The sequence below is a fragment of the Dyadobacter sp. CY261 genome, from assembly GCF_021440085.1.
In the GTDB taxonomy this organism is placed as follows: Bacteria; Bacteroidota; Bacteroidia; order Cytophagales; family Spirosomataceae; genus Dyadobacter.
Genome location: NZ_JAKCPW010000003.1, coordinates 374,238 through 399,051 on the forward strand (window position 1 = coordinate 374,238; position 24,814 = coordinate 399,051).

General features: G+C 47.4%; 27 protein-coding genes. 8 read left to right on the forward strand and 19 right to left on the reverse strand.

The annotated features are described in order from the left end of the window. The first annotated feature begins 122 nt into the window (after nt 1-122). On the forward strand, nt 123-617 hold the full coding sequence (locus tag LZD49_RS11545; RefSeq protein WP_234667502.1) for a GNAT family N-acetyltransferase: 495 nt from the start codon (nt 123-125) through the stop codon (nt 615-617). A 161-nt stretch (nt 618-778) separates the two neighbouring features. Here LZD49_RS11545 and LZD49_RS11550 read toward each other — a convergent pair whose 3' ends face one another. Beyond that, nucleotides 779-2,194 carry an NAD(P)-binding protein gene (locus LZD49_RS11550; protein WP_234667503.1) on the reverse strand — a complete coding sequence of 472 codons (1,416 nt, stop codon included), beginning with the start codon at nt 2,192-2,194 and terminating at the stop codon, nt 779-781. Between the two features lie 1,080 nt (nt 2,195-3,274). Here LZD49_RS11550 and LZD49_RS11555 point away from each other — a divergent pair. Continuing rightward, on the forward strand, nt 3,275-4,180 hold the full coding sequence (locus LZD49_RS11555) for an NmrA family NAD(P)-binding protein (RefSeq protein WP_234667504.1): 906 nt from the start codon (nt 3,275-3,277) through the stop codon (nt 4,178-4,180). On the opposite strand, the gene LZD49_RS11560 is transcribed toward LZD49_RS11555, so the two are convergent. From LZD49_RS11560 to LZD49_RS11570, 3 genes are read right to left on the reverse strand one after another with little or no spacing between them, the layout of a single operon-like run. After that, nucleotides 4,181-5,032 carry an alpha/beta fold hydrolase gene (locus tag LZD49_RS11560; protein WP_234667505.1) on the reverse strand — a complete coding sequence of 284 codons (852 nt, stop codon included), beginning with the start codon at nt 5,030-5,032 and terminating at the stop codon, nt 4,181-4,183. It abuts the gene before it with no gap. Next, nucleotides 5,029-5,499: an SRPBCC family protein gene (locus LZD49_RS11565; protein WP_234667506.1), complete on the reverse strand. Its 471-nt coding sequence runs from the start codon at nt 5,497-5,499 to the stop codon at nt 5,029-5,031. Before LZD49_RS11565 ends, LZD49_RS11560 begins: the two co-directional genes overlap by 4 nt. Beyond that, a complete protein-coding gene (locus tag LZD49_RS11570; RefSeq protein ID WP_234667507.1) occupies nt 5,489-5,821 on the reverse strand; it encodes a helix-turn-helix transcriptional regulator in 333 nt (110 codons plus the stop codon). The genes LZD49_RS11565 and LZD49_RS11570 overlap by 11 nt, the downstream gene beginning before the upstream one ends. A 212-nt stretch (nt 5,822-6,033) precedes the next feature. Here LZD49_RS11570 and LZD49_RS11575 point away from each other — a divergent pair, with 212 nt between their 5' ends. Then, nucleotides 6,034-6,462, forward strand: coding sequence for a VOC family protein (locus tag LZD49_RS11575; protein ID WP_234667508.1), 429 nt, complete (start codon nt 6,034-6,036; stop codon nt 6,460-6,462). Between the two features lie 71 nt (nt 6,463-6,533). Here the strand turns inward: LZD49_RS11575 and LZD49_RS11580 are convergent, their stop codons facing one another. Beyond that, nucleotides 6,534-7,646, reverse strand: coding sequence for a S41 family peptidase (locus tag LZD49_RS11580; RefSeq protein WP_234667509.1), 1,113 nt, complete (start codon nt 7,644-7,646; stop codon nt 6,534-6,536). A gap of 96 nt (nt 7,647-7,742) precedes the next feature. Here LZD49_RS11580 and LZD49_RS11585 point away from each other — a divergent pair, with 96 nt between their 5' ends. Then, nucleotides 7,743-8,513, forward strand: coding sequence for a LytTR family DNA-binding domain-containing protein (locus LZD49_RS11585; RefSeq protein ID WP_234667510.1), 771 nt, complete (start codon nt 7,743-7,745; stop codon nt 8,511-8,513). A 208-nt stretch (nt 8,514-8,721) separates the two neighbouring features. Then, nucleotides 8,722-9,882: a sensor histidine kinase gene (locus LZD49_RS11590; RefSeq protein ID WP_234667511.1), complete on the forward strand. Its 1,161-nt coding sequence runs from the start codon at nt 8,722-8,724 to the stop codon at nt 9,880-9,882. 3 nt (nt 9,883-9,885) lie between these two features. Here the strand turns inward: LZD49_RS11590 and LZD49_RS11595 are convergent, their stop codons facing one another. From LZD49_RS11595 to LZD49_RS11615, 5 genes are all read right to left on the reverse strand, one after another. Continuing rightward, the gene (locus LZD49_RS11595; RefSeq protein ID WP_234667512.1) at nt 9,886-11,301 is read right to left on the reverse strand and encodes a dienelactone hydrolase family protein; all 1,416 of its coding nucleotides are present in this window, start codon (nt 11,299-11,301) and stop codon (nt 9,886-9,888) included. A gap of 124 nt (nt 11,302-11,425) precedes the next feature. Continuing rightward, entirely contained in the window at nt 11,426-14,227 is a 2,802-nt protein-coding gene (locus LZD49_RS11600) for a VWA domain-containing protein (protein ID WP_234667513.1), read from the reverse strand. A 253-nt stretch (nt 14,228-14,480) separates the two neighbouring features. Further along, nucleotides 14,481-15,260, reverse strand: coding sequence for a hypothetical protein (locus LZD49_RS11605; protein ID WP_234667514.1), 780 nt, complete (start codon nt 15,258-15,260; stop codon nt 14,481-14,483). A 125-nt stretch (nt 15,261-15,385) separates the two neighbouring features. Then, nucleotides 15,386-16,138, reverse strand: a complete 753-nt coding sequence (locus LZD49_RS11610; protein WP_234667515.1) for a LytTR family DNA-binding domain-containing protein — start codon at nt 16,136-16,138, stop codon at nt 15,386-15,388. Next, nucleotides 16,135-17,223 (reverse strand): sensor histidine kinase, encoded by a 1,089-nt coding sequence (locus tag LZD49_RS11615; protein ID WP_234667516.1) that lies wholly within the window; start codon nt 17,221-17,223, stop codon nt 16,135-16,137. Before LZD49_RS11615 ends, LZD49_RS11610 begins: the two co-directional genes overlap by 4 nt. 104 nt (nt 17,224-17,327) lie before the next feature. On the opposite strand from LZD49_RS11615, the gene LZD49_RS11620 reads away from it, so the two are divergent. Then, nucleotides 17,328-18,050 carry a DUF1080 domain-containing protein gene (locus LZD49_RS11620; RefSeq protein WP_234667517.1) on the forward strand — a complete coding sequence of 241 codons (723 nt, stop codon included), beginning with the start codon at nt 17,328-17,330 and terminating at the stop codon, nt 18,048-18,050. Between the two features lie 55 nt (nt 18,051-18,105). Here LZD49_RS11620 and LZD49_RS11625 read toward each other — a convergent pair whose 3' ends face one another. Further along, nucleotides 18,106-18,519, reverse strand: coding sequence for a hypothetical protein (locus tag LZD49_RS11625; RefSeq protein WP_234667518.1), 414 nt, complete (start codon nt 18,517-18,519; stop codon nt 18,106-18,108). Between the two features lie 12 nt (nt 18,520-18,531). Next, nucleotides 18,532-18,690: a hypothetical protein gene (locus LZD49_RS11630; protein WP_234667519.1), complete on the reverse strand. Its 159-nt coding sequence runs from the start codon at nt 18,688-18,690 to the stop codon at nt 18,532-18,534. Nucleotides 18,691-18,774: 84 nt separating this feature from the next. Between LZD49_RS11630 and LZD49_RS11635 the strand changes: the two genes are divergently transcribed. Both LZD49_RS11635 and LZD49_RS11640 read left to right on the forward strand, forming a co-directional pair. Continuing rightward, the gene (locus LZD49_RS11635) at nt 18,775-19,518 is read left to right on the forward strand and encodes an ImuA family protein (protein WP_234667520.1); all 744 of its coding nucleotides are present in this window, start codon (nt 18,775-18,777) and stop codon (nt 19,516-19,518) included. Between the two features lie 80 nt (nt 19,519-19,598). Next, the gene (locus tag LZD49_RS11640; protein WP_234667521.1) at nt 19,599-20,123 is read left to right on the forward strand and encodes an energy transducer TonB; all 525 of its coding nucleotides are present in this window, start codon (nt 19,599-19,601) and stop codon (nt 20,121-20,123) included. Nucleotides 20,124-20,140: 17 nt separating this feature from the next. Here the strand turns inward: LZD49_RS11640 and LZD49_RS11645 are convergent, their stop codons facing one another. The 7 genes from LZD49_RS11645 to dinD all read right to left on the reverse strand — a co-directional run bounded on the left by LZD49_RS11645 (nt 20,141) and on the right by dinD (nt 24,739). Continuing rightward, a complete protein-coding gene (locus LZD49_RS11645; RefSeq protein ID WP_234667522.1) occupies nt 20,141-21,013 on the reverse strand; it encodes a PHB depolymerase family esterase in 873 nt (290 codons plus the stop codon). A 96-nt stretch (nt 21,014-21,109) separates the two neighbouring features. After that, complete coding sequence (locus LZD49_RS11650) at nt 21,110-21,502, reverse strand: VOC family protein (protein ID WP_234667523.1); 393 nt, start codon at nt 21,500-21,502, stop codon at nt 21,110-21,112. 60 nt (nt 21,503-21,562) lie between these two features. Further along, nucleotides 21,563-22,174 carry a hypothetical protein gene (locus tag LZD49_RS11655; protein ID WP_234667524.1) on the reverse strand — a complete coding sequence of 204 codons (612 nt, stop codon included), beginning with the start codon at nt 22,172-22,174 and terminating at the stop codon, nt 21,563-21,565. Nucleotides 22,175-22,188: 14 nt separating this feature from the next. Further along, the gene (locus tag LZD49_RS11660) at nt 22,189-22,800 is read right to left on the reverse strand and encodes a hypothetical protein (RefSeq protein ID WP_234667525.1); all 612 of its coding nucleotides are present in this window, start codon (nt 22,798-22,800) and stop codon (nt 22,189-22,191) included. A gap of 155 nt (nt 22,801-22,955) precedes the next feature. Further along, nucleotides 22,956-23,462, reverse strand: coding sequence for an SRPBCC domain-containing protein (locus tag LZD49_RS11665; RefSeq protein WP_234667526.1), 507 nt, complete (start codon nt 23,460-23,462; stop codon nt 22,956-22,958). Nucleotide 23,463: 1 nt separating this feature from the next. Then, complete coding sequence (locus tag LZD49_RS11670) at nt 23,464-23,805, reverse strand: helix-turn-helix transcriptional regulator (protein WP_234667527.1); 342 nt, start codon at nt 23,803-23,805, stop codon at nt 23,464-23,466. 103 nt (nt 23,806-23,908) lie between these two features. Continuing rightward, entirely contained in the window at nt 23,909-24,739 is an 831-nt protein-coding gene (gene dinD / locus LZD49_RS11675; protein WP_234667528.1) for a DNA damage-inducible protein D, read from the reverse strand. Nucleotides 24,740-24,814 lie beyond the last annotated feature (75 nt).

The following is a 24,814-nucleotide window of genomic DNA, read 5'->3' on the forward strand; positions in this document are numbered from 1 at the left end:
GGGATACCGGCAAATTCTTTTTGTCAACTTTTTGTTGAAACAAGTGACAGGGCAATCATTGCAAACCTGCACGGTGGCCTATGTCATAAAAAACAGTTTAAGAGCCCATTCTACACTTCACAATGCAATTTTATTCAGAACGTTTACGCTACGAAAAATTTACTCCAAACCATTTTGAGAACTATTTCCGGCTTGTATCGCAGCAGGACGTGATGTTTCACATCAGCGGCGCCGGGCTTGATCTCGAAGGGGCGCACCGGAGATTTGAAATATCGCTCCGTGCCGACCGGCAGCAGAGTGATATGGGTTTTGTCGCAGTCTATGAGCAGGCAAGGGATTTATATGTAGGCTTAGGCAAAATCGTCCCTTTTGAAGATGGTTTTACCGAAATTGGCTATGCATTGCTGCCTGAATTCTGGGGCCAGGGCTATGCGTCGGAGATTACCCGAAGACTCATTGCCTATGCCCGTGATTGCGGAAAGGTGGAATCACTTGTTGCGTTGGTAGCTCCCGAAAATCGAGCGTCTATTCATGTACTCACCAAGCAGCAATTCCGTTTCTTCCGGGAAGTTCCCGAAGGCGACGAAGTTCGGCACGATTACATTCTGGATTTGTAGGCCTGACGATCGGTGAATGCCAGACGGATTTCCGAGTTGGGATCGGCATACAATTGAGCCAAACCTCCGTAGTAGAGGTTCAGGCTTTTATTGGGCAGGCGGCCATGGCTTGAAATGATTTTGATGCCGCAAATTTCATTTCAAGCCATCAATCTGCCACTTCAAATTGTATGCGCTGGGTTGTTGATGTGGTTATTTGTCAAAATAGGAAAGTGAATTGCGAATTCCTCTTTCTTCCAGATTGCCTCAATTGCATTCATAGCGCTCCTAGACGCATCACTTGAACTCACGTGATCGAATTCACCCTGGCGTCCGATATTATGTATATCCCAGTTCAAAAGCCCTTCGTGAAAGTCATTGACCTTTGTCCTGTCAAATGATTTTCCGAAAACAGGATAGCCGTTTTCTGTAATACGGTGCCCTATTAATGAAATATTTTCAAAAGTATCTTGCAGTTTCGTCGTTTCAAAAGTTTTTCTGAAATCAGAATCCAGTTCTATTGTAAGAAGCGGATTGGACAATTCATCCTTAGCCGGCATCGACTCAACAACAAAATAATGCCGGCGTGGTGTGTTGTCAGTTTTCTCGATATTATAATAGTTGGAATGAAACGTAATTCTTTTCCATTTCCCTTTTCTGGAAAAATTAAAAAGTACAAAGCATTCTGGTAGGATTGCTTCCTTTGCCTCATAGAACAGGCTGCATAAAGGCTGATAATTTATGTGAGCATCCAATTTTATCCCGGTCATCTTGCTTGTCAAATGTAAAGGCTGGCTCGATAAAAGGTAATCATACTCCACAATTGACCCATCGCTCACTTCTATACACTTGTCCCTATAATTAATCTTTTCAACCCGGCGATTGTATAGCACATTACCACCGGTGACCATGATTGCTTCCCCAATATATTCGTACATAGCAGCAAATCCGGATTCAGGTCTCGCCCAAACATTTTGCGCGATAGAATATCTCGCGAAGTAATCAAAATTACCTTTCAGTATGTTTTTAAGCACATTTTTGCTCCTGAATTTATCAATTACACCGTTAACCCTTTTCCGGGCAAACTCGACATGAATATCTCCTGGATGTAAGTGAAACAATCGTTGTATATAGTTATCCAGCCCGGTTTTTCTATAAAACGGCCCCATAAAATACAAGAGTAGTTCCTCCACATTGCTGCATTCCGATTCAGAATGAAACACCCGGTATTGCAAAATTCTAAACAGGTCCCAGAGCGTTGCTACCAGCCCATGTTCCTTCACATATCCCCTTAGCGTTATCGGATACTTGTCAAGATTAAAATCATTACTTAATGATAAATGTCCGGAACTTCCAGCGTGTATCATTTTTTCCCGGAGACCTGGGAACAACGAAAGAATCTGATGGTGGCTCCAAAAAAAGAATGCCCCCAAGTCAAAATGCAATCCATCAATTTCTACATCTTTATGAAGACCGCCCAATGAACCGGCAGCTTCCAGCAATGTCACATTTTGAAAGCCTTTTTTTAAGGCATGCGCAGCAGCAGCGCATCCCGCAGGGCCGCCGCCTATTATGACAATTCTTTTGTCAATCTTCATGAAAATCGTAGAGGTGTTAAATGATCATATTTTAACTCAGCATCAATTCAGATATCCAATATATCACATTTATTATTGGTTTAAGACAAATGTACCAATTGTAATTTCCTTTGGTGACAAATGTCCCCCAAACGTCAGTGATCGACTGCGATGCATTCAATGATTATCCCAAGTTGTGGGGGTTGTTTTTTGTACAAATCGATATTCACCGCTTACCCTCCTTGTGTCTTTTACCTGTCGATGTGTGGACCGTGATGCCACCGGTTCGATAGGTACCAGGCGGCAATGAGTCCAGGAAAGCAAGGAATGAACTCGACAATCCGAGGGTGGATTCTATCTCCTTAATAAAATCATCGATGGCAATTGCCTCTTTAAAATAGTACCTCTGACTCGATGGATTGCTGTAACTTTTAAAAGTGAATGAAACTGGTGTAGTATATTCAATTGAATAGCTTGTGCCGTCCCCAGTTATCCGCCTTGGTCGTAAATCATCTCCGTTGGGAATGGAAGCAATCGATCGCTTTGCGAATGCCTCATAGACCTTGCGTGCCTGTGACTTTTTCAGTGGCTTAATATTAAACAGAAGTTTTTCGTCTGAGCGCGAAACATACCCCTTATTGTCTGACAGAGCCTGTTTTGTGAAGAAATATCGCTTTCCTTTAAATGTATCGAAGTCATTCGTTTGAATCTCAACCGCCCAATTTCTGAAGAAATCCGCAACATCAGGCTGTCTTTCGAAACATGCGGATCGATCATACCCATTGTTACCATTCGCTCACGCTGCCAACGATACCACAATGTCGTGTCGCCAGAATTATTAACAGGGATTGAAACCTGTTTTGGTTGACCGCAAAGGCCCGAAAAAACGAACAATGCAAGTAGAATGGTTAGTAGCCTAGACCTCATAGCATGCTAAAATATTTTCCTTATTAAATTCTAAAATATCGGCTACAAAAGCAAGCTTCACAACTTATACGGCGCGTTGGAGGCCTCAGCATCCCTCTTTTACACTTGGCATAATTCTTTGAGCCAGCCTACTCAAACGCAAATCATACCACATCAGCAAAGAGCTGGCACCAAATGACTGAACAACAACCATTTACGCACCAAACCATCGTAGTCGCCGGGGCGACAGGCCACCTGGGGACATTAATTGTAAAAGAACTCCTCGCCCGGCACGCGCATGTGAAGGCGCTTGTGCGCAAGGACACGCCTCTCACCAAAACCGATCCGCTCGAAAAAGCCGGTGCAATGGTAATCCCGGTTGATTATCAGAATACGGTAACACTCGTCGAAGCGCTTCAAAATTCGCAATGCGTCGTTTCGGCGTTATCCGGGTTACGGGAAGTGATTGTAGAAACGCAATCTCTGTTATTAACGGCGGCCCTGGATGCGGGCGTGCCTCGCTTCGTTCCATCGGACTATTGCATCGACTACACCAAACTCGCCGAAGGCTCGAACCGTAATCTTGATCTGCGAAGGGAATTTGCCAAAATCCTCGACCACACGCCCATTCACGCCACATCAGTGCTCAATGGAATGTTTACCGACCTGCTCAAAGGCCAGGCACCGCTAATACTGCCGTCATTCAACCGGGTAATTTATTGGGGCGATGCCGACCAGCCGATGGATTTCACGACAATCGCTGACACTGCCGCATTCACTGCCGTCGCCGCGCTCGATTCGCAGGCGCCGCGATTCCTGAAAATAGCGGGCGAAGTCGCCACAATCCGTGGCTTGCAGCGGGCTGCGAGCCAGGCATATGGAAAGGAGTTTAGTTTACGCAGGATGGGCGGACTTGGATTTTTGGAAACGATGATCAGCATTATGCGGACCATCGCCCCTGCCAAAGACAGCGTGTTCCCGCCATGGCAGGGCATGCAGTATTTACACAATATGCTCACCGGTTTACCGAAATTGGAGCCGTTGGATAATGCGCGTTATCCCGAGATTAAATGGACAAGGGTGCGCGAGGTACTTGCTTAGCTATTCTGCCAGAAATTCCTTAATGAGTGTCGCGGTAACTTCCGGTTGTTTGCTATCGGGTTTGGGGGTACATATTTCGCCGAGTAATGCACCGTGTATGCCGGGCAGGATTACCAGTTGCGCTTTTGGGATTAGTCTGGAAACTTCTACGACGTGTTCAATCTTAATCACATCCTGGTCACCGGACATGATCAATGCGGGTGCCTGAATGCGCGTAAGATCGCTTTCAGGCCAGTCGGCGAAGGTGCGGCGGCGTTCGCGGTCCTTGTTGAACATGGCTTGCAACCCCTTTGGGTCGGGGTTTACTTTGAGGAAGCTTTCCTTCAATGGTGCGGGCATGTTATCGAGCGAAGCATTGTCCATCATCTCAAAAAAACCATCGATCATCCCGGCGCGGGTGTAGTTGGAGGCCACAACGATGATCTTGTTGATCAGCTCAGGATGGCGTCCTGCCAGTTGCATCGTCGTGCAGCCGCCGTCGCTGAAACCGAGGACATTGGCTTTGCTTACTTTTAAATATTTCAACAAACCGGCCACATCGTCCGCATCCTGAGTGAACGACTCTGGTGTGTCGCGGTCGCTCGTGCGTCCATGGGCTTGCATCTCAACGGCGATGATTTTGGTAAATGCGGATAACCGCGGAAAAATGCGACCAAACGTTGTTTCGATCGTAGAACCGCCACCGTGGATCAGCACGAGCGGCATATCGCCGCTTCCGTGGATCTCGTAATACATTTTCAGGCCGTTGACGGGCGCATAACCGGTTGTTTTTGCTTGCTCCATTTTATTTTGCTGTGCTTGAACGGATAAATGCAACATTGCGCAAAGCAATGCGAGTGCCAGGGTTTTCATGATTGCCGTGCCGATTTTCTGTCTTCCAGGTACAACGAGAGCTTGTCCACATTCTGCTTCAAACCTTCGGCAGCATTGTTCGATTTTATAATCCTGATCATTTGCTCGGTCGATTCGAAAAGCATGTGCCATTTCAGGAAAGTCTCCTCACCCTGCGCTTCGAATTCCACGGTAGTAACGAAGTTGGGTGCAAAGTGCTGGAATACAATCTTCTTCAAGGGAACAACCTCCTTAAATATACTCCTGTTCTGGTAGTCTTTCCCATCGGGCCCGTGCATAACGAGCTCCCAGGCACCACCAGGCTCTACGTCCATCGTGGTAATGGTGTTGGTAAAACCGGTCGGCCCCCACCATTTGGCTATATGTTCGGGCTGGGTCCAAACTTCCCATACCAATTCGACAGGTGCATTGAGTTTGCGGGTAATGATCAGTTCGCGGTCGTGCGTGCTGCTTTTTTCATTTTCCATATCGCTCTTTTTTTAGTTGTTCCAAATAGGCTTCCAATGAATCCAGTTTCGCTTCCCAATGCTTTTTGTACTGCTCCACCCACATGGAGACCTCGCTCAGCTGGTCGAGACGGGCTTCGCAAATGTGGTCCCTACCTTCCTTCCGTATAAAAATCAACCCGCAATCGGTGAGTATTTTGACATGCAAGGAAATCGCCTGTCGGGTCACATCGAAATGCTCGGCAATGGTATTCACATTCTGCGGCTGTTCGGCCAGCATCCCGATGATCGCCCGGCGAGTAGGATCTGCAATGGCCTGATATACATCTCTTCGTGCTTTCATAATAGGCAAGTATTTGCTTGCAAATATATACGCAAGTATTTGCTTGCGCAATAGCTATTATTTATTTTTGAAGTGTCATGGAAACGTTTTCACTTTGGCGCACCAACCCCCTGCGGTTGTCCCTTTTAGGGAGCATGCGTGACAGTTGCATCTGATACTTTTGCATCAGTCAACAACTAAACCAATCCAATCACCATCAAAATCTTTTAGCTATGCCCAAGATCAATCCTTACCTCAACTTCGACGGGAATGCCGAAGAGGCTTTCACATTCTACAAATCCGTATTTGGCGGAGAATTCCAGGGTGTTCACAGAATGGACGGCGCGCCAGGCACGGAGAATTTGCCTGAAAACGAGAGAAACCGTATTATGCACATCGCATTGCCGGTCGGTGATGAACTGCTGATGGCTTCGGACATTATGCCATCTATGGGCCACACGCTCAGCCTCGGCAACAACAACTACATTTCAATTTTCACAGACAGCCGCGAGCAAGCCGATGCGTATTTCAATGGCCTCTCGGCAGGTGGTACCATCGAAATGCCCATGGAAGACCAGTTCTGGGGCGATTACTTCGGAGCCTTCAGAGACAAGTTCGGTATAAACTGGATGATAAACTTCCCCGCGCAGCACAGCGCATAATGTACAGTTGTAATGGCGAAAGGCCGGTTCAAAAGATGCGAACCGGCCTTTTTACATGAAAACACTACACATTACTTTCCTGCCTTATCTTTTTTAGCATAATAACGCTGCACAAAACCCACCCAGTCCTTCTCGCCCTCGGGAATGCGTACGTCGGGTGCGAAGCCGATATTGTCTATACGAAACTCCCTTACCCAGCCGTTGCGGCCCCAGGGCACTGCAAGGTTGAATGTGCCGTCGCAAAGGTCAAAGTTCTGATCATCTCCGTAGTCCATCACACCATGTGAGTTGGTGCCGAACAATGTTACTTTTTTGCTTTGCTTACCTTCGTAAATAAAAAACTCCGTTGCGCTGCCGCAGTCTTTGTCGATCAGGAAGGCGATATGCTGTGGATAAGCTTTCGGATCGACATCATAACGGCGCTGATAGTCTTCGCCGGCGCTCACCAACTTGCCCGGGTTCTTTTTTATTTTCTCCAAAAGTTGTGTTCCTCGCTTGTAGTAGGAATTAGTTGTGTCTTTTTGTGATTTGAAATACTTATCCATCCTGGTGATATACTCCTCGCTCGACCGGTAATCCCACGACGGATAAACAAATGTATTGGTGTAAATCAGCTTCGCCATTTCGTCGGAAGTGCTCGCGTTGCCTCCCCCATTGCCGCGCAGGTCGAAGATCAGATGCGGCGTTTGGGCAAGGAGCGTCTTGTTGGCAAGCAGAATGCTGTCTATTTTGCCCACTTCGCGCAGATCAAACGCGGCGAGTTTCAGGTACAGAAAATCTTTATTCAATTGCTTGAATTGAACCAGGTCCGTCCCTCTTGCATTGGCTTCCATGGCGCTTACACCCTTGTGCACCCAGCCCTGCCAGATCATAAAAACATGGCTGTCCTTAAAGAAAGCGGTATAATCTTGCAGGACTTTAAGGCATTCACCTTCCGTTTTAGCCTTGGGCGCGCGGGTGCGAACATCTTTTAACAGTTTGTCATAAGCCGGGCGTGTGGTGGCGGTAACCTTGTCGTCGAAGCCGGCGTAAATGCGGGTTACTTTGTCGATAGCCTGCTCGACCGCTCCCTGGCAGCCGCATGCAGCGCTCAGTGGTTTCGATTCTTTGCTATCAGTTTGCGCGAAAGCCATTTGGCATAGCAGAGCGAGGATGAAGGTTTTGAATAGATGCGTAGATTTCATAGCGTTATGATGATGTAACTGTTTTTGATTAAAAAGAAAAGGTTTGCTACTTTCATGCGGTTATCCTCGGCCGTAACTGGTCATAAATCTGACTTTATGCCTAATTTGCTTCGTTGCGCCATTATCGAGGATGAACCGCTGGCGCAGGAACTGCTCGAAAAATATGTCCGTCGCGTTTCGTTCCTGGAACTAGCCGGAACTTTCGACGATGCCATCGCAGCGTTCACGGATCTGCCCGGGCTGGCGCCTCACATTGTTTTTCTGGACATCAACATGCCCGAAATGAGCGGCATTGAGTTCCTGAAAGCCTTGCCCGCCCCGCATCCGGTAGTGGTGATGACCACCGCTAACCCCCACCACGCGCTCGAAGGTTTCGACCTCGGCGTGGCCGATTACCTTTTGAAACCCATTACTTTTGACCGCTTCCTGAAAGCGATCGGCCGTATTCGCGAACGTTTTCCAGCGACGACGAATATTGCGGAAGGCGGCAATGCACAGGTGGCCGACATTTCGTTGCAAGAGGAGCCCGTCGTAACCGAACCCGGTTTTGCGTATTTCAAAACCGACAAACGCATTGAACAAGTACTTTTCGCCGATATTGAATACGTGGAGGCACTCGGCGATTACCTGCGCATTTTCCTGCCGGATCGAAATATTGTCACGCATTTGACCATTAAGAAGTTGCTCGAAATCCTGCCCGCCGGAAATTTTATCCGCACGCACCGGTCGCATATCGTGCAGTTGCGGCATATCCGCACCATGGAGGGCAACACGCTGGTACTTTCTTCGGGTAAGGAGCTGCTCATCGGGCCCAATTACCGCGACGAAGTCCGGACTGTGATGAAAAAGTGGCTGGCGAATAGCTGACATATTTGCGTGCTGTTTGTATTGTTTGAAATACATCAGCAAAAGTATCCGACGGCAATGCGAACGCTCAATTTATTCGATGAAGGCATCGGGCTTTTCGGTAAAACGTGGTTTTGAATTTTTATCGAAAATCGGGCGGTGTTCATCGAAAGAAAGCTGTGAACAGGTCCAGAGTCGGGTATTTTGGTTTGATATTAAAAAACGCTCTATGATACAACGCACTCTGGCACTCATCACCGACGAAACCCGCTACCGAGGATTAACCCGCCTGGCCTTTCACGGGGTGTTGATCCTAGGGGTATTCCTGCTGATCTTTTCTGCTTATATCCCCTGGTTCCTCTACCCTTCCTCGCCGCTCGATTGGCCGTTCAAAACTTATGCAGGGCCGATACTGCGCGATTCGCTGTGCGTGATCGTACAGTATTATATGCTGGTATTTCTTGTGAAGCATTACGCGCGCAAGCCATTGCTTCTGGTGCCGGGGCTTGTTGTCTTTTACTTTGTGCTCTTTACCTGTTATTACTATACGTCTTATGTTGTAAAGCGTTATTTCGGCTTGCCGGACGACTACTCAGGCTCTATCAACCACTTCGAAAGGTTTTCTTTCTGGCAAGCGCTTACGCACCCTGTTACTTTTTTTCATTTGATGTTTATCATTGAAAGGGCTTTCTATCCGCTCGCATTGAGATTACTGATCGAAATCTACCGGCGGCAGAAACGAAACCTGCGGCTCGAAAAGCAGTATACCCGTCTGGAACTGGATTTCCTGAAAAGTCAGATTAACCCACACTTTCTTTTTAATGTATTGAACAGCGTGTATGCGCTCACTGAGGAGAGCAATCCGCGCGCGGCCCGCATTGTGGAGCAGCTTTCGGGCATGATGCGCTATTCGCTATACGAGACCTCCGACACCCTCGTACCTTTGTATAAGGAGCTGGCATTCATCCGCGACTACGTGGGCTTGGAACAACTGCGGACGGCTAAGAGGCTCCAGCTGGAAGCTGTTTTCCCAGAGCACGTCGATGAGGGGCTAGCTATCGCACCATTTATCCTGATCACTTTCGTAGAAAACGCATTCAAGCACGGTGTGCACAATACGACGCGAAAATCTTGGGTAAAGCTGAAAATAACCTTAGATGACGAAGCATTAAGCCTCAAAATCAGCAATCAAAAAACCGCGGATGCGTCACAGCAAGCCGGTGGGATCGGCCTGATTAATGTCAGGAAACGCCTCTACGCATTGTACCCCGGCCATGAGCTCACCGTCAGCGATGAAACCGAAGTTTATCATATCCAGTTGCAAATTAAGTTAACCAGAAGCGAATGGACTCGTAACGCTCCGTGGCAACTGCATGCCCTCGCCAACTAACCTCTATTCCTTATGTTGGGTAAACAGCCAGTCCATCAGCCCCTTCTCCTGTTTGACATAGCCCCAGATATCATGCCCGGAAAATTCGTACTCCGTGTATTTCGGCTTTCCGCCCGCCTTTCGGATCGCCTCGATCATATCCCGTGAGTGAGCTACCGGAGCCAGCTTGTCCTTTGCACCGTGAAATGCCCAAATGGGCGTATTAACCAGCTTAGGGCCATATTTCGGATCCCCTCCGCCGCAGATCGGGATGGCAGCGGCAAATAGCTCGGGATGCGCGCTGATGAAATGCCAGGAACCATATCCGCCGCCTGAAATACCCAGGACGTAAATGCGTTTGCTATCGATCGGTAGCTCACTTTGTAATTGTCGGATCGTTCTGAAAACCAGTGAATCTACACTTGGTGATCCGTGCATCCCACTGAACCCGACTCGCTCCGGGCTTTGGGGCATGAAAATGAATGCCGGATACTTCGCTCTGTTTTGAGGCTCCATTAAGAACGGTGCGGGATCGGCCGATAGCTGATGAATGTTGTCCTTCCCATGCGCGCCACCGTGATGCAGGCACACGATTAAAGGATATTGTTTGGCAGAATCGTAGTCAAGCGGTTTTAAAAAACGATATGGCAATGTATCGCCACTTTGATCGACAAAATAGCGGGCTTCCACGAGCTTGGACCGTCGCAGCTCGGTAGACGAAGGTTTGTAAGCATGGCCACGACTTACGGCTTCCACAGAAAAATTGAATCCCAGAAATAACAGACCTACAAACGCCGCCAGTTTTAAAAGCGCAGGCAACGTTTTGGGGGGCGCATAGTCCGGAGCAACGGACCGCCTGTTTTCGAGCCGGAAATGAATCAGGATGCAAACCGGCACCGTCACTTCGCAAAAGGTGCTCCATCGGCTGATTCTCTCAATTAATAGCTTTGTACCGGCATCTCCGGTGCGGAAATAAGAATATAATAAGGCCGCCTGCAAAAGCGAGAAGATCACCAACAGAATACCGCTCAGCCTGAGCCATCGCTTTTGCCCGGCATTGGTAAATATCAAACTTAACGCGAAAAGTGCGTTCGCTGCAAACAGGACATAAGACACATTCTGATAATACTGCTGGAATTGCACCCTCAATTCCACATTGAAAATCAATGCATATTGAAATGACGCAGGGATAAACAAAATAATATATGTGATTGCCGCAGCAAGGTAGCCATGGTGCAGAAAGTACCGTACCAACGCACCAAAGACGATAGCGTTGACTGAAAAAACCAGCCAAAGCCACGGGTAAAACGATCCCATCGTGAAAACATTAAATCCGGCATTCAGCAAGGCGAGTGACTGGATCAGCGATGTGATCACGAGAATCGACAGAAAGAAAATAATGAAGGAATAGAAATCCTTACTGAGCGGCTTGGTATTCATGGGAGAAGGCGTTTGGTAAGGGATCAATTAGCATGTTCAATTAAGTTAATTCCCCTATTGATTTCCTTCGCTGTTACATAACCGGCGAGTGATCTGTTTGAATGGCGACCCTTAAAACAGCGCATCACTTGCCAGCCAGCTTCTTAGCCTGGGCTTCCAGGATCAGTTGCAGGTCGGCACTGGCGTCGGTTACATGCGCATAGGAGCCCAGGCCTAACTCACTGAGTTTTTTGAGCTTCTGACCGGTGTGCTCGTTGCGCCCGAATGTAAAAACGCTTAAATAGATGTCCTGGCGAGCATTCTGGCGAATCATGTCCGTTACTTCATCACTTACGGGGAACTCGCCGTCGGTTGCCAGCACAATGCGGTTGTTGCCGGCGCGTATGTATTGCTTGTTAGCGGTTTTATAAGCCAGCTTGATGCCCTCATTGCCATCGGTATCGCCATCGGATTGGAGCAGGTCGATCATTCTTGAAATCTCCGCTGCTTTTGCGCCGGAAGTTGGTTTGAGAACAACCCTTGCTTTGCCAGAGTAAAGCACAATGGATATCATATCCTCCGGCCGTACCAGCGTTAGCAGCGACTTGATCGACCTTTTCAGCAAAGGCAGTTTGTACGGCGAGTTCATTGACGATGATACATCCAATAACAGCACCATGTTATTCGGCGCAAAGCCATCCAGCGACCGCGTAACATTTTGCAGTTGCGCATTGCGATCGACATACACCGTATCCACGCGCACGCGCTCTACATACACGGTATCGCGTTTCACCTGCGCAAGAGGAGCCGCTTCATTCGTGAGCGGGCGGGCGTCCTCGCGTACAGGAGGCTTCGGTGCCGCCGGTATTTCAGTGTTGTTTGTTTGAACCTGTGCGATATTCCCGACCGGCTTTTCCACCGGCTTTTCAATCTCAGGCTCTTCGTTTTCCACAGGTGGCGCAGCAGGCTTCTGAGGTTTCGTGCGCCGGAATGCGAAAACGTCTGGCTGGTTAATGGTTTTCAAAAGTCCGGCCTTCGAAAGCTCAATAAAGTTGTTGTACTGATAGACCAGCTCATTGTTATAAAAATAGTAGAACGACTCATACGGATGCGCCGCGTAGCCTGACGAGGCAGGTTTGTATTTCTGTATCTTTTCCGCAAACCGGCCCGCGTTGGTGCCTAAGTCTTCATACGGCGTGTACGGACAAAGTCCATTGCTACGCCCATAGCGCTGCAAGCCTTTCATGTTCTTGTATTCGTCGGCGATCAACTGGCGGCTGTCGGCTTCGAGAACCGTTGTTTCGGGCAGTTTTGGAACATCGCCCCGAAAGTAATCACGTACACCAAACATGGCGTCGTGCGCATTGTCCATCGTTTTTAGCATGGCATTGCCAGCGATGTACCAAGAGGCTGTCGGGCTTGCGTTCGGGTAGCTTTCGTGGATACGGCGGATGTCGTTGTAGAGCTGCTCTTTCTTTTTATCCAAAATATCAAACAACACAACATAGCGGTCGAGAATGGCGTCGGAGCGTTTGAGCTGGTCTTGCAGATATTGCTTTTCAGAAGTATAACGGACCAGTTCGATACTTAGCCCGTCCATTTCCTGTAAAATATTCATTAAAACTTCGGCTTCACCGGACACCTGTTTACGGTAGGGCTCGGGTAATGCGCTGCTAGCGGCCAGAAGTAATGTGTATTCAGAGGAAGGCAATTTGAAATCTTCGTGCGAGTAGCTCAAATTTGCCCGTTTCGGAGCCTTGGTTGCATCACGGTAGTATTCGGCCGAACTCTGGTAATTGCGCACGATCATTTGCATCATATGCATCTGCCGCAGCGATTGATTGATCCAATCGACATATTGGTTTAAAGTTTTGATCATTGCAGCGCTCGCGGGTGCAGATGCCTTTTTTACATTGAGCGGCTGATAGCTTTTGTCCTGAAATGGCGGGGTGCCTTTCCCTGAAACGACTACATCACCAGAACTCTCCGCTTTCATCACCGGACTGAATTTCGGGTAATTCAGCAGCAAATGCACCGGCTTACTGTACCCCACAAACGCCTCGTACATTTCCACCATATCCTGGTTGAACTGTTTCAGGAGCGACATATATACCTCATTCCCATGCTTTGCCGACTGCTGCGCGGCGAAATTATGGTCGTTAAGCGCCCGCCCTTTGATATCCTGCATCGAAGCCAGCGCTGATTTAAAGCTGCCTACCATGTCCGAAGCGGGATACTGCAACTGAGAGGCCGTATTTCCGATCGTAGCCAATGCCTTTTCGTCGTCGAGCATACTTTGGCGAACCAGGGTTACGGGCCACTCGGCGCTTGTTTCTTCATTTAAATAGTATGGTAATGCTTCCAGTAACCGCTGCTGGCTGGCTATCACCTCCCCCATTGCTTTCTCCGTCAGGAGGTATGGATCGGTTGCAGGATGGGATTGATGCTCGACGTAGGTCCGCCTGATTTGCGTGTACAATGCATTTTTATCGTGTGCATAGCGTTCAAAAAGCGATTGCATATCGGCCACCAATGCATCGGACTTTTTGAGGTTATCCCTTTTATAATCCTTCAAAAGCACGTAGGTTTCCAGCGCTTTGCAAGTTTCATCCAGCTTCCCAAGCACTTTCCAGACATTCTCCGTTCCGGCATTCAGTTGCTCCCGCCTGCCCGCCTCAATGCCCAGACCGTGTAATGCCTTTTTGTAGTAATATTCTTCCAATGGACCCGACGACTGCAACCGCAGCCCATAATCTGGCTTTTTACGGTACCGACTTACATCGTCCTGGTATTTACGCAGCATTTCGAACCGCCGGATAACCAGTTCCGACGATTGGCTCAAAAATTCGATGTAATGGTTTAGCGAAGTCTGCGGCGCCTCCTGCTGCGCGGCGACGGGACTGATAATGAATGCAAGAAGAATGAACAGGATGGAGAATCGCCTCATACGTAAGCTTCTGGAAATATGTGTGTTATCGGATGCCCGAAGGTCGGGATTTTTGCCCGAAAATCGGCAGTACACATACTTCCGTAAAATAATTCGTCGTGGCGTGGAATGTCATTCCCCTTTATAAAATGTACTCGTTACGAATGTGGGAATGCTGTTGTTCGCTAGCAATCCGCAAAACGTGACAAAACATAAAAAATGTTAACTAAACAGGCTTGCAGGCGGCTTCAACTGTCAATCGACCAGCGGCTTTTTAAATAGACAAATAATCGGTCAGTTCGGAAATGTCGACTTTAAGCATCCTGCTTTTGAAAAGATCTGCTTTGTACTTGAAAATGAAATTGCGGAGCGACATGCCCGTCTGGTTGAGCACACAGAGATTGGCAACGTCTTCGGAAATATTAAAGCGCATCAACAATTCTGGCACGCGGATGTTCTTGTTCTGGTGCAATTCCTCGCGCAAGTAATCGACAATGTCACAGGCGAGGTTTTGGCTGGTGGCCTTTTCTTCCACTTTTTTCGTTTCGAAATTATTCCTAGCCAGGATAGTGACAATCAGGTCGATACTGCCGCGAATGAGCTTGTTGTGGGAGGTGGGTTGCTGCGTTACTTCAAAAAGAATCTGATTAATAAGGTAGTCGATGGTTTGTGCGTCACGCTCATTTTGCAACGGCTTTCCCTGGGTGAGCCGCACGCTTTCGCACAAATGTTCCGCCTGCTTATAAATGTCGGCAAAATCGGGGCTAGCCTCTTTTTTCTGCAGAAAGTCGTCGGCCAGCCAGTTATCGAACGCGATCACAAAGATCTCGGCGCTATTGTCCTCCTGGAAAATCGGGTGCTGTCCCGGGCGAAGCAGCATTACACCTTGCTGAGCATATTCATACAATTTCCCATCCAAACTAAAATGTCCCTCGCCGGCGCGGATGAAAATCAGGCGATAATGCGGGGCCAGATCATTGTGGGTTTCCCAGATACGGGTCTTACTTTGAAGCAAATGGTACTTCTTGTGGGCATTGAATTGGATTACAGACATAACACAAACCTCCTGCTGTTTCCACCCAATTTGGACAAGGCATTCCTGGAAAGAAAATCCAAATCGCGGAACGCCGGTTTTCGGTGGCTGAAGCGGCCATTTTGAATGCGGAAGTCAACTAACGGTTATTTGCCTAACCAGCTTTTGAACTCGGCCATCCGCTCCGAACTGACGTAAGTTTGCGTCGCGGTGGCAGGGTTCAGATCGATTTTGAGCTTACCAGCCGAGATAGCGTACATTTCCCGGATGGCATGGAGCGACAGTAGCATGGTGCGGTTAATCCGGAAAAACTCGGCAGGATCGAGCATTTGTGAGAGTTTTTCGAGACTGTACTCAACGGCGAAATGACGGCCGTCGAAAAGCCGTAGGAATGTCGCGCGTTCTTCGATGGTGAAGTAGGCGATTTCGGAGGTTTTGAAGCTAAAAATTCGCGAACCGGCCGTAACCAGGAAACGGTCTTTGTATTTTCCGACGGACTCCAAATACACCTGTTCGCCCGATTCAATACTGTTCATCGCCTTGATCCTTTTGAACTTGGCAAGCGAGGCCTGCAGTTCAAGCGGGTTAATGGGTTTCAATAAATAATCTATACTGTTCGCCTTGAAAGCCCGGAGCAGGTAATCGTCGAATGCTGTTGTGAAAATGATCGGGATCATCAGGTTCTGGCTCTCGATAAGCCGGAAACCGTTGTCGTCTTCGAGATGTATGTCGAGAAAAATAAGGTCAGGCTGCGTTTTTTCCGTGTTTTGCAAATAGGCGATCGTGTCAAATACCGACGGAATAATGGCCAACACTTTAATGTCGGGATCAATATTCCGGATCAGGTTTTGCAGACGTTCCGCGCTCAGCTCCTCGTCTTCTACAATCAGTACGTTCATGACAACAAGGGAACTTTCACAGTGAAATGGCTCGTCGTTTTTTCAATAATCACATCTTTGTCCTGCAACAATTTATATCTGCTAATAATGTTTTTTAAACCCAGACGCGTTGTCGGCTGATCCTGTTGCCTCAATTGCAAAGGATTGCTGACCACCAGCATCTGATCACACATTTTAATACTGATTATCAAAGGGTTCGCAACCGACATCGTATTATGCTTCACCGCATTTTCGACCAATAGCTGCAATGTAAGCGGTATGATCGAATACTTATCCTGGTCGGCTGGCGTCAATTCCGACTCCAGCACCACCTTTTCCTTGAACCGCGTGCGCAGCAGGTACATATAAGTATCGAGAAACTTCATTTCTTCCCGTAAGCTGATTTTATCCAGCTCCGATTGTTCAAGAATATAGCGGTAAGCCGATGACAGTTCCTGAATAAACTCGCCCGACTGCTCCGGCCGCGATTCCACCAGCGACGACAACACGCTCAGGTTATTAAAAAGAAAATGGGGGCTTACCTGATTTTTCAATGCCAGGAAACGCGCACGTAGGTTTTCCTTTTCCAGACGCTCCGAGGCCACAAGCAACTTCTTCATTTTTTCCTGCACCTGATTGCTCACACAGAGGTAATAAGCGGCGATCAGCGCCAGGATCGTGAGCGCCTGGCCTGCACGCCAGCGCGTATGCATAACGTCAGGTACACGCAGATTGCCCAATGCGGGCCGCGGCAACGGGTTCCACCATTGGCTCATAAGACCCCAGGTGCGGATCAGGGCCATATGGAAAATGAAAGCGAGTATCACCGCGGGGATGAGTGCGATAAGCTGGTCGCGGATGCTGAATGCAGGGGACTTGTCAGCCCCTGTGAATGCGGCCTGTTTTCCTAAGAACCAGTCCATTAGATAAATCCAGGCCGTGTAGAAAACGGTACTGATCACAATTTCCAGCAAAAACAATGGCAGATTGCGTGGGATCGTATAGTAATATTCCGGCGGGACATTTATGAACGTACGTAACGGGATATAAACCAGCGCAAGGGCGAAACCCAGCAGCCATTTTTGCCCGAAAAGATAACGCCGCATAGTTAGGTAGTGAGATTTGGAAGCTCCAAAAATAAGGCAATTTCATGAAAATTTATCAGTATTTTGCAAGGTAAAACCAACCGGAAACATTAAAATAAACCTTTATGACCCGCTTTTTCGTCACCGCATTCGCCGCATTGCTTTCCCTGAACACTTACTCGCAAACATTGAACACCCTTTCGGCCGCCGAAAAGAAGGAGGGCTGGAAACTGCTGTTTAACGGCAAAGACCTTAATGGTTGGCACGCCTATAATGGCAAAGCTGTCGGCTCGGCCTGGATCATTGAGGATAGCGCGATCAAACTGAATGTACCCGAAAGGGCCGGTAACAAAGCCAAAAATGGCGGCGATATTCTGATCGACGAAGTTGTTAATGGCGATTTTGAGTTTAAAGCCGAATGGAAAGTGAGCAAATATGCTAACAGCGGTATTTTCTTTTTCATACAAGAATCTCCCAAATACAAGAATATGCACGACACCGGCCTGGAATTGCAGGTAATCGACGATAAGATTTATGAGGGTGCCCGCGAGAACACCCATCGCGCCAGCGACTTTTTCGGCATCGCCAACGCACGTCTGCGCGAAGGCAATCCGCAGGGCGAATGGAACAAGATCCATTTCATCGTCAAAAAGGGTAAGCTCACCGTATATCAGAATGAATTTATCGTTCAGGAGCACAACCTCAACGGCACCGACTGGAAACAAAAAGTTGCCAACAGCGGGTTGAAAGATGCGCCTATTGCCAGTGGGAATTATGCTGGACGCATTGGTTTGCAAGATTGGGGTAGCTCGGTTTGGTACCGGAACATCAAGTTAAGAAAACTTTAAGAAGCAGAACGTGGCGCAGTATCACCCGCACGGCCGGGACATTGTTCCGGCTTTTTTAATCGCCCTTTTCAAAGCGTTCCTGCAAATACCAGCGCATACAGGAGTCTCCATCCATCCTGCGGACAAAGCTGAAATAGATATCCGACGGGCAACCCCACGCACCCACATATGTTACGCCGATCTTCGGATATTTCCTCACAATGCTATCTGGCAAGGTAAGCTGGTTTGAAGGGCTGCTTGCGTAGTAAGGAACATATGTTTGTGTACCCGAAGTGTCCTTTAAAGGCGCAATAGCCCAATCCAGGGCTATCGACGAAGGTGAATCTGCCGTCAGCACAATCCCGTTCGTGCCCTCATAGCAATCCGAAGAAACCGTCATCCGCTCCACTGCCACACAGTTATCGCGTTTTTCAACCTTCTTATCGGAACAGGCCAATGCAAGTGCAACCAGGACTAGGATCTTTTTCATAGAAATTTGCTTTTAGCGCATGACACGGTTATTGGGCGTATGGTTGTTGTGGTCATGGGTTCTTTGTAAAAGCAGATATTTCTTCCAGCTTACCTGGATCTGTCGCGAATAATTGATGTCGAACCTGACAAGACCATCTGCTAATGTCATCTTGCCTCTGCGCAAACTCATTGCTTTTAATTCTGAAAATTGCTATTTTTGAAATCCATATATTGGTATTAAAAATATCAATATATATAACTCAACCGTTCTAAAATGCTTCACCCCGCCCGGAAAAACGGCTTGTTTAACAAGCTGCAAGAGGATATTCTTGCATTGCAGGGGTTTAGAACGTCCGTTGGGGCCAGTAAGATTGATTTTGGGCTGGGAGTGATGAATGCCGCTTTTCCGAATGGTGCATTTCCTACGGGCGCTGTACATGAATTTATTAGTACTAATGCCGAAACCGCCGCAGCTACCACTGGATTTATGGCAGGCTTGCTGGGAAAACTGATGGGAGATTTTGGGATATGCCTCTGGATAGGGATCAAGCCTATTGTGTTTCCTGCCGCTCTCAAAATTTTTGGCATTGAACCTCACCGCGTCATTTTCATCGACCTTAGTAAAGAAAAGGACGTAATCTGGGCCGTAGAGGAAGCATTGAAATGTGAATCACTGGCCGCAGTCATCGGTGAGCTTAGGGAGATCACTTTCACTGAATCGCGCCGGTTGCAACTGGCTGTGGAGCAAAGCCGTGTTACCGGTTTCATTCACCGTAACAATCCACGGGCTGTAAATACGCTCGCCTGTGTATCACGCTGGCAAATAACCCCAATGACGAGCCAGATCGAAGCAGGTATGCCAGGTGTCGGTCATCCTTGCTGGCATGTGGAATTACAAAAAATAAGGAACGGTGAACCCGGAGAATGGGAAATGGAATGGGTAGCCGGGCATTTCGAATATCTTGAAAAAGACATTGCAGACCCAACAACGGTTTATCATCTGTTGCAAACGGGCTGATACAATATTTCTTGGAACCTAGTTGATTTATTTAATTTAATATATAATTTTATTTTATATTAAATTAAATAAATCACCCCATGAATTATTACACAGCATTTCTAGTCATAAGTATCTTTCATGCAGGACTGCTTACTTGCCAGAAACCTGCCCCTGACATTGGGGAACAAAAAGCAGCGGATACTAATAATGTCGTCATAGAAGAGAAAATCATCGATGGCGATTTTTACGATAACATGCCGAATGCTCTGGAAGGGTCGGAGACAATAAGTATCCCCAATGACTTTATTCCCATTGAAGTCGATGTTCAGCCTCAATTTCCAGGCGGAAAGGCTGCGCTACAACGATACATTGATAAATATCTTCAAACTCCACCGTCCGTACGCCAGATAAAAATAACCGGCAAAGTATATACGTCTTTTGTCATCTCCGAAACGGGTGAAATACAAGAGGCTACTGTGGTCAAAAGCTTGCGTTTCGATTGTGATCAGGCAGCTTTGCAACTCATCAATTATATGCCAAAATGGAAACCGGCCCGGAAAGGCGGAAAACCTGTGAGCATCCGTCATTACCTGGAAATACCCTTTGATTTTAGAACACAATAGATTCTCTGATCACACTATCAGTTGGCTAGCTGCCTTTTAAAGAACTTCCAGGATTCCTCAAACATGTCAAAGTCAGTCACGAAGTCGTGCTTGCCATTGACTACTTTCAGCAGTGTTACTTCCGGCTTTCCTTTTTGTTTATAAGTATACTTTTCAGCCGTAATATTGTTCGAAGTATCGCCATCCGGCATGATTGATTTCACCGGCTCGCCTGAATAACCATCCAGCTTGGCCCAATATTGGAATGACTGATCCGTCGACCGCACCGTCCCTAGTGTTACGCCGGGCGTGGTGACCTCTCCTCCGTTATAAGGGTTCGTCTGATCTGCCGTGCCATTTGTGATCATCACCGGAATTGGCACGTTCATCGGTGTGCAATCCATATTTGTGTCTGTTGGCAAATTCGCTACGATCGCTGAAACAGCCCGGATTTTCCCCGGCATCGTTAACGCCAGCTTGTAGGACATGTGGCCACCCCCTGAAAAACCCGTCGCAAAAACCTGCATTTTATTGATTTTATATTTGGAAGCAAATAGATCGATCAATGCCTCAAAAAATGCCTCCTCATTCAAATTCTGCACATTAGCCACCGCTGTGGAAGCTTTTCGGCATTCATTCCAATACCTTTTATACCCGCCCGGATACACCACCATCACATTCTCCGCTTCGGCCAGAGATTCCAGCTTTGCGCCGCGCCGCACCAGCCCCAGCGGCTCCCCTCCCGAACCATGCATTACAAAAACCAAACTGGCGCCCGGTTTCACTTTGGTTGCCGGGTTATAAGCAAAAACACGGTAATGCCCTTCTATCAACAGCGAATCCAGCACATGCTGGGCCTTAGTAGTAATTGCCGAAAGGATCAGGAATGCAGAAAAGAGGTATTTGAACATTGATGGATAAATTGGATTTGGTATGCGCAAGTTACACAGCGGGCCGGACATCTTTTGTAAAAAGCATCCTTAGCTCCTATTTTCTTGATAGCGTTCTCAAATCCTGCTTTCAAACATCCAGACGTGCCCGAACGGATCGATAATATCTCCCTGCCGGTAGCCATAATCATAGTCCTGCGCCGGGGAAGCGACTTTCCCTCCGGCGGCAATAGCACGCGACATAAATGCATCGACATCGTCAACAAATAACCCGATGGTCACGGTCGAGCCGGCATGTCTTGCCGGGCTAAATGACGTTGGATTACGGGTTTCTTCATGCAAATGGAAGATTGCGCCTTCTATTGAAAGCTCCGAAACATGAATGCTACCGTCATCATTACTGAACCGCCGGAGTTCGATGGCACCTAAGCCCTTGGTGTAAAAATCAATATTGGCCACACCGTTGGGAATGTACAGTTGTGGCGCGAAAAATGGGATTGTTGAGGCCATGTCTAGCGGGTTTGTTTGTATGAATTTAAGAAATCCTACCTTTACTCCTTCCTCCTTCAACTATTTCTTTAAAAGTCGTCCAACAGCCTTTAAAACGGCGTCCCTATTCTTAGCTGCCTTAATGAATTGCGGAAGTTTTTCGACCATGGTAGTAACACGCATCGTTTGCCGCTCACGCAGTTTTGCAGTGACGTAGTTGCGGATTTCTAACAAGTGTTCCTTGTTATTTGCCCACAGTGTGTCACCTTTCACATTTTCGCGAAACCAGAGCGGCAACCCAAATACCGGATCCACGAGCCTGTCAGCACAATATTTCAATCGATACGGGATATTATTGGGCTTATAGACCTCAGGGGCATGGCAATACGGGCATGAGTATTTCAACTCGGCAACCTTTTCCTTGTTGTTTGGAATAGTAACTTCGATGGATTCGCCGCAATTGCTACATGCTCGTCTGACGGAGGCGGTATAGCGAATACGTTCTTCACCCAGCTCGGTATAATTGCAATGATGGCACAGAAGCTTATCGTCACCAATCGCCTCACGTTCTTTCCTGATGACTCTTGCGGCCCGTGCACATTTGGGACATTCCACCCAAAATTCCTGTATGTACGCATAACGCGTAAACGGTGGCCCAACATAACGATCATCCGTGCTTTCAATGCTGTTCATGCCTTAGAAGAGTGTTACTTTTTAATACTAATCTCCGGTATCGAAACCTTCGCAACATCAGTAACTATCGTCTTTCTGGTAGTTTTCAGGCCCGTTAAAAACGGCTGAATGGCACTGCCATAAGCACGGTTACTAAGCGCAAAAAGAATAATTCCCTTCTGTCCTGACTTTGCCGTTACTGTCTTAAACCTATAAACGTCATGCTCATAGATACTCTTCTGCTCATCCGAAGCCGTTTGTCCGATCAGGCAATCGATGATCTTTTCGCCGGTCGCGGCATTGCCAATCACTTCAAAATTAACATCCAATGTTTTTTTCATTTGTTCCAACTCGCGGAGTTTGGTGCGTACAGCCTCATCAACACTGGTGCTAGCAACCACAAAATCAATGCTGATCATCGATTTGTAATTAGGGAAAGCGTCCCCTGCGATCAGATATTCCTGCTTGTAAAGTGATGCGTCCGGATGGGATGACCAAATCAACTGGTAGTTTTTCTTTTGCAACACAATCGGACCTGAAATCCCCATATAATTGACCGCCGGCTTGTTATTCTGCCCAAAACTGTAAACCGAAGCCAGTAGCAACGAAGTTGCTACCAATGGGATCATTTGAATGATAATTTTCATGCGTATATGGATGGGATATGGAAAAACGAATGCAAATCAGAACGCAAACATATCATCTCCATTTGCCAAACACAATGCAGAACCACACTCAACTACCCATCAACTTCCCTGAGCCACAATATTTTGAGTAAACGGCAACCCGGAAATGACTGCTATCAATTCACTTTCGACAAGTAAGTATCCAATTGTTTGAAAGTACCTTCATAACCCTGGTTCATGCTTTCATTCAATTCCCTGAAAGCTTTCTCCTGCTCTGGTGTTGCGTTCACTGGTTTCGCATAGAGCGTGAGTGTGGTAATACCGTCAGTTTCGCTCAATGTAATATTGTTATATACTTCCAATGGGAAATCAAATGGGAAGGGTGAGGTACGGATATTCCCCTCAGCATCCGCAAACGAGCTCAAAAACTCGATAAAATCGAACTGCCTGATCTTCTGGTAACGAAAAAGTGCCCACATGACCATTCCGCTGCTATCGAGCTTGTAATGCGTTGTTCCACCTTCGCGAAAATCGAAGTTGATAAGCGTAAGTTGCGAACCGGCCGGTCCCCACCACTCCGCAAAGGCTTCTTTGGATGCGTAAGCATTGAATACGAGCGATTGCGGCGCTTTGAACTGACGTACGATCGTTAGTTCTGCTTTTTCAGCTGTTGGGTTTTCCATCTTATTGATCGGATTGATTGTTGTTTTGAATTCGGTTCAAATAATTGTCCAGAGAGTCAAACTGCGTATTCCAGAACTGCCGGTATTGATCGACCCAACTAGATACTTCCTTCAATGTATCAAGCCTGGCTTCACAAAACCGCTCTCTTCCCTCCTGCCGCACCACCACCATTCCACATTCGATCAGTATTTTGATATGTTGCGAAACAGCCGGCCTGCTAATCGAAAACTGATCGGCAATAGCATTCAGGTTCATAGCCTGGAAGGCGATCAGGTTAATGATTTGCCGCCGTGTTGGGTCTGCAATTGCCTGGAAGACATCTCTTCTTGCTTCAATCGACATATATGTAAGTATTTACTTACGCAATAATATATGTAAGTAAATACTTACGCAAATTTTTGAAGCATTTTTTATTTAAATTTTTAGCAATCAGTCTAAAACCAAACTATTTGAAGCGTTTTCGCTTGGGGCGTTCTCCTACCTTTTTAATACTCTCTGCCAATGGGAGGTCTTCGGGCATTGTTCCTCCCAATTCCTGAATGGTCTGACGCACCTTAGCCCCGACTTCAAAATGCGTTCGGTTCGCTTTTTCTTTCCCAACGATATTCTCCCGTCTCAATTTGTCATCGGTTTGCGTAGCACGGAAGACATTTGCAGCCAATTCGGAGCTACCCATGTGATCGAGCAGGCTCTGGTTCTTTTTCAACTCCTTCCTTTCCTTAATTGCCTTGGCATCAAGCCCGCCATACAATCCCATGTAGCCATGATTCTGAAAAATAGCGTAATCGATTGGCTCGATAATCCCCGCAGTTTTGGCAGCTTCGGCCAGGAGAAGATTGTTTCTTGTAAGCTCTCCTCTGAGAAAAATCCGCTTTTCGTCCTCAGTGTCTAACCTATTGTACTCCTCCATTTGCCTGATTTCCTGCAAACGTGTTTGTACCGCGAAGTAGGTTTGCCCCAATGCGACCACTTCCTTTGCAGGGTCGGCATTCTGGACAATCAGGTAACATGCGTAGCGGCTCAGTTTCACATTTTCAACCATACGCTTACCACCTTTTCCTAGCCCGATCATTCCGAGCATATGCTCGAAATGATCCACTACATTCTGCCCGCTGTTTGTACAGGCCTCCCTTGCACGTTCCATAGCGGGTTTGAAATGCCGGTACTCCGTGTATTCGAGCACTTTTGCCAGATCCCTGGCACTCCAGAATTCATTGCCATTGTCATCAGATTTTCTGATTTGCTCGAAGAGCGATGGGCCTTGTGGTGTAGTCATTGTATCCAATTTTAAGTGTGTTAAAGATTGAAACAAAGCAAAAAAATCTCTGGCAATTTTCAAAGCATTTTGATA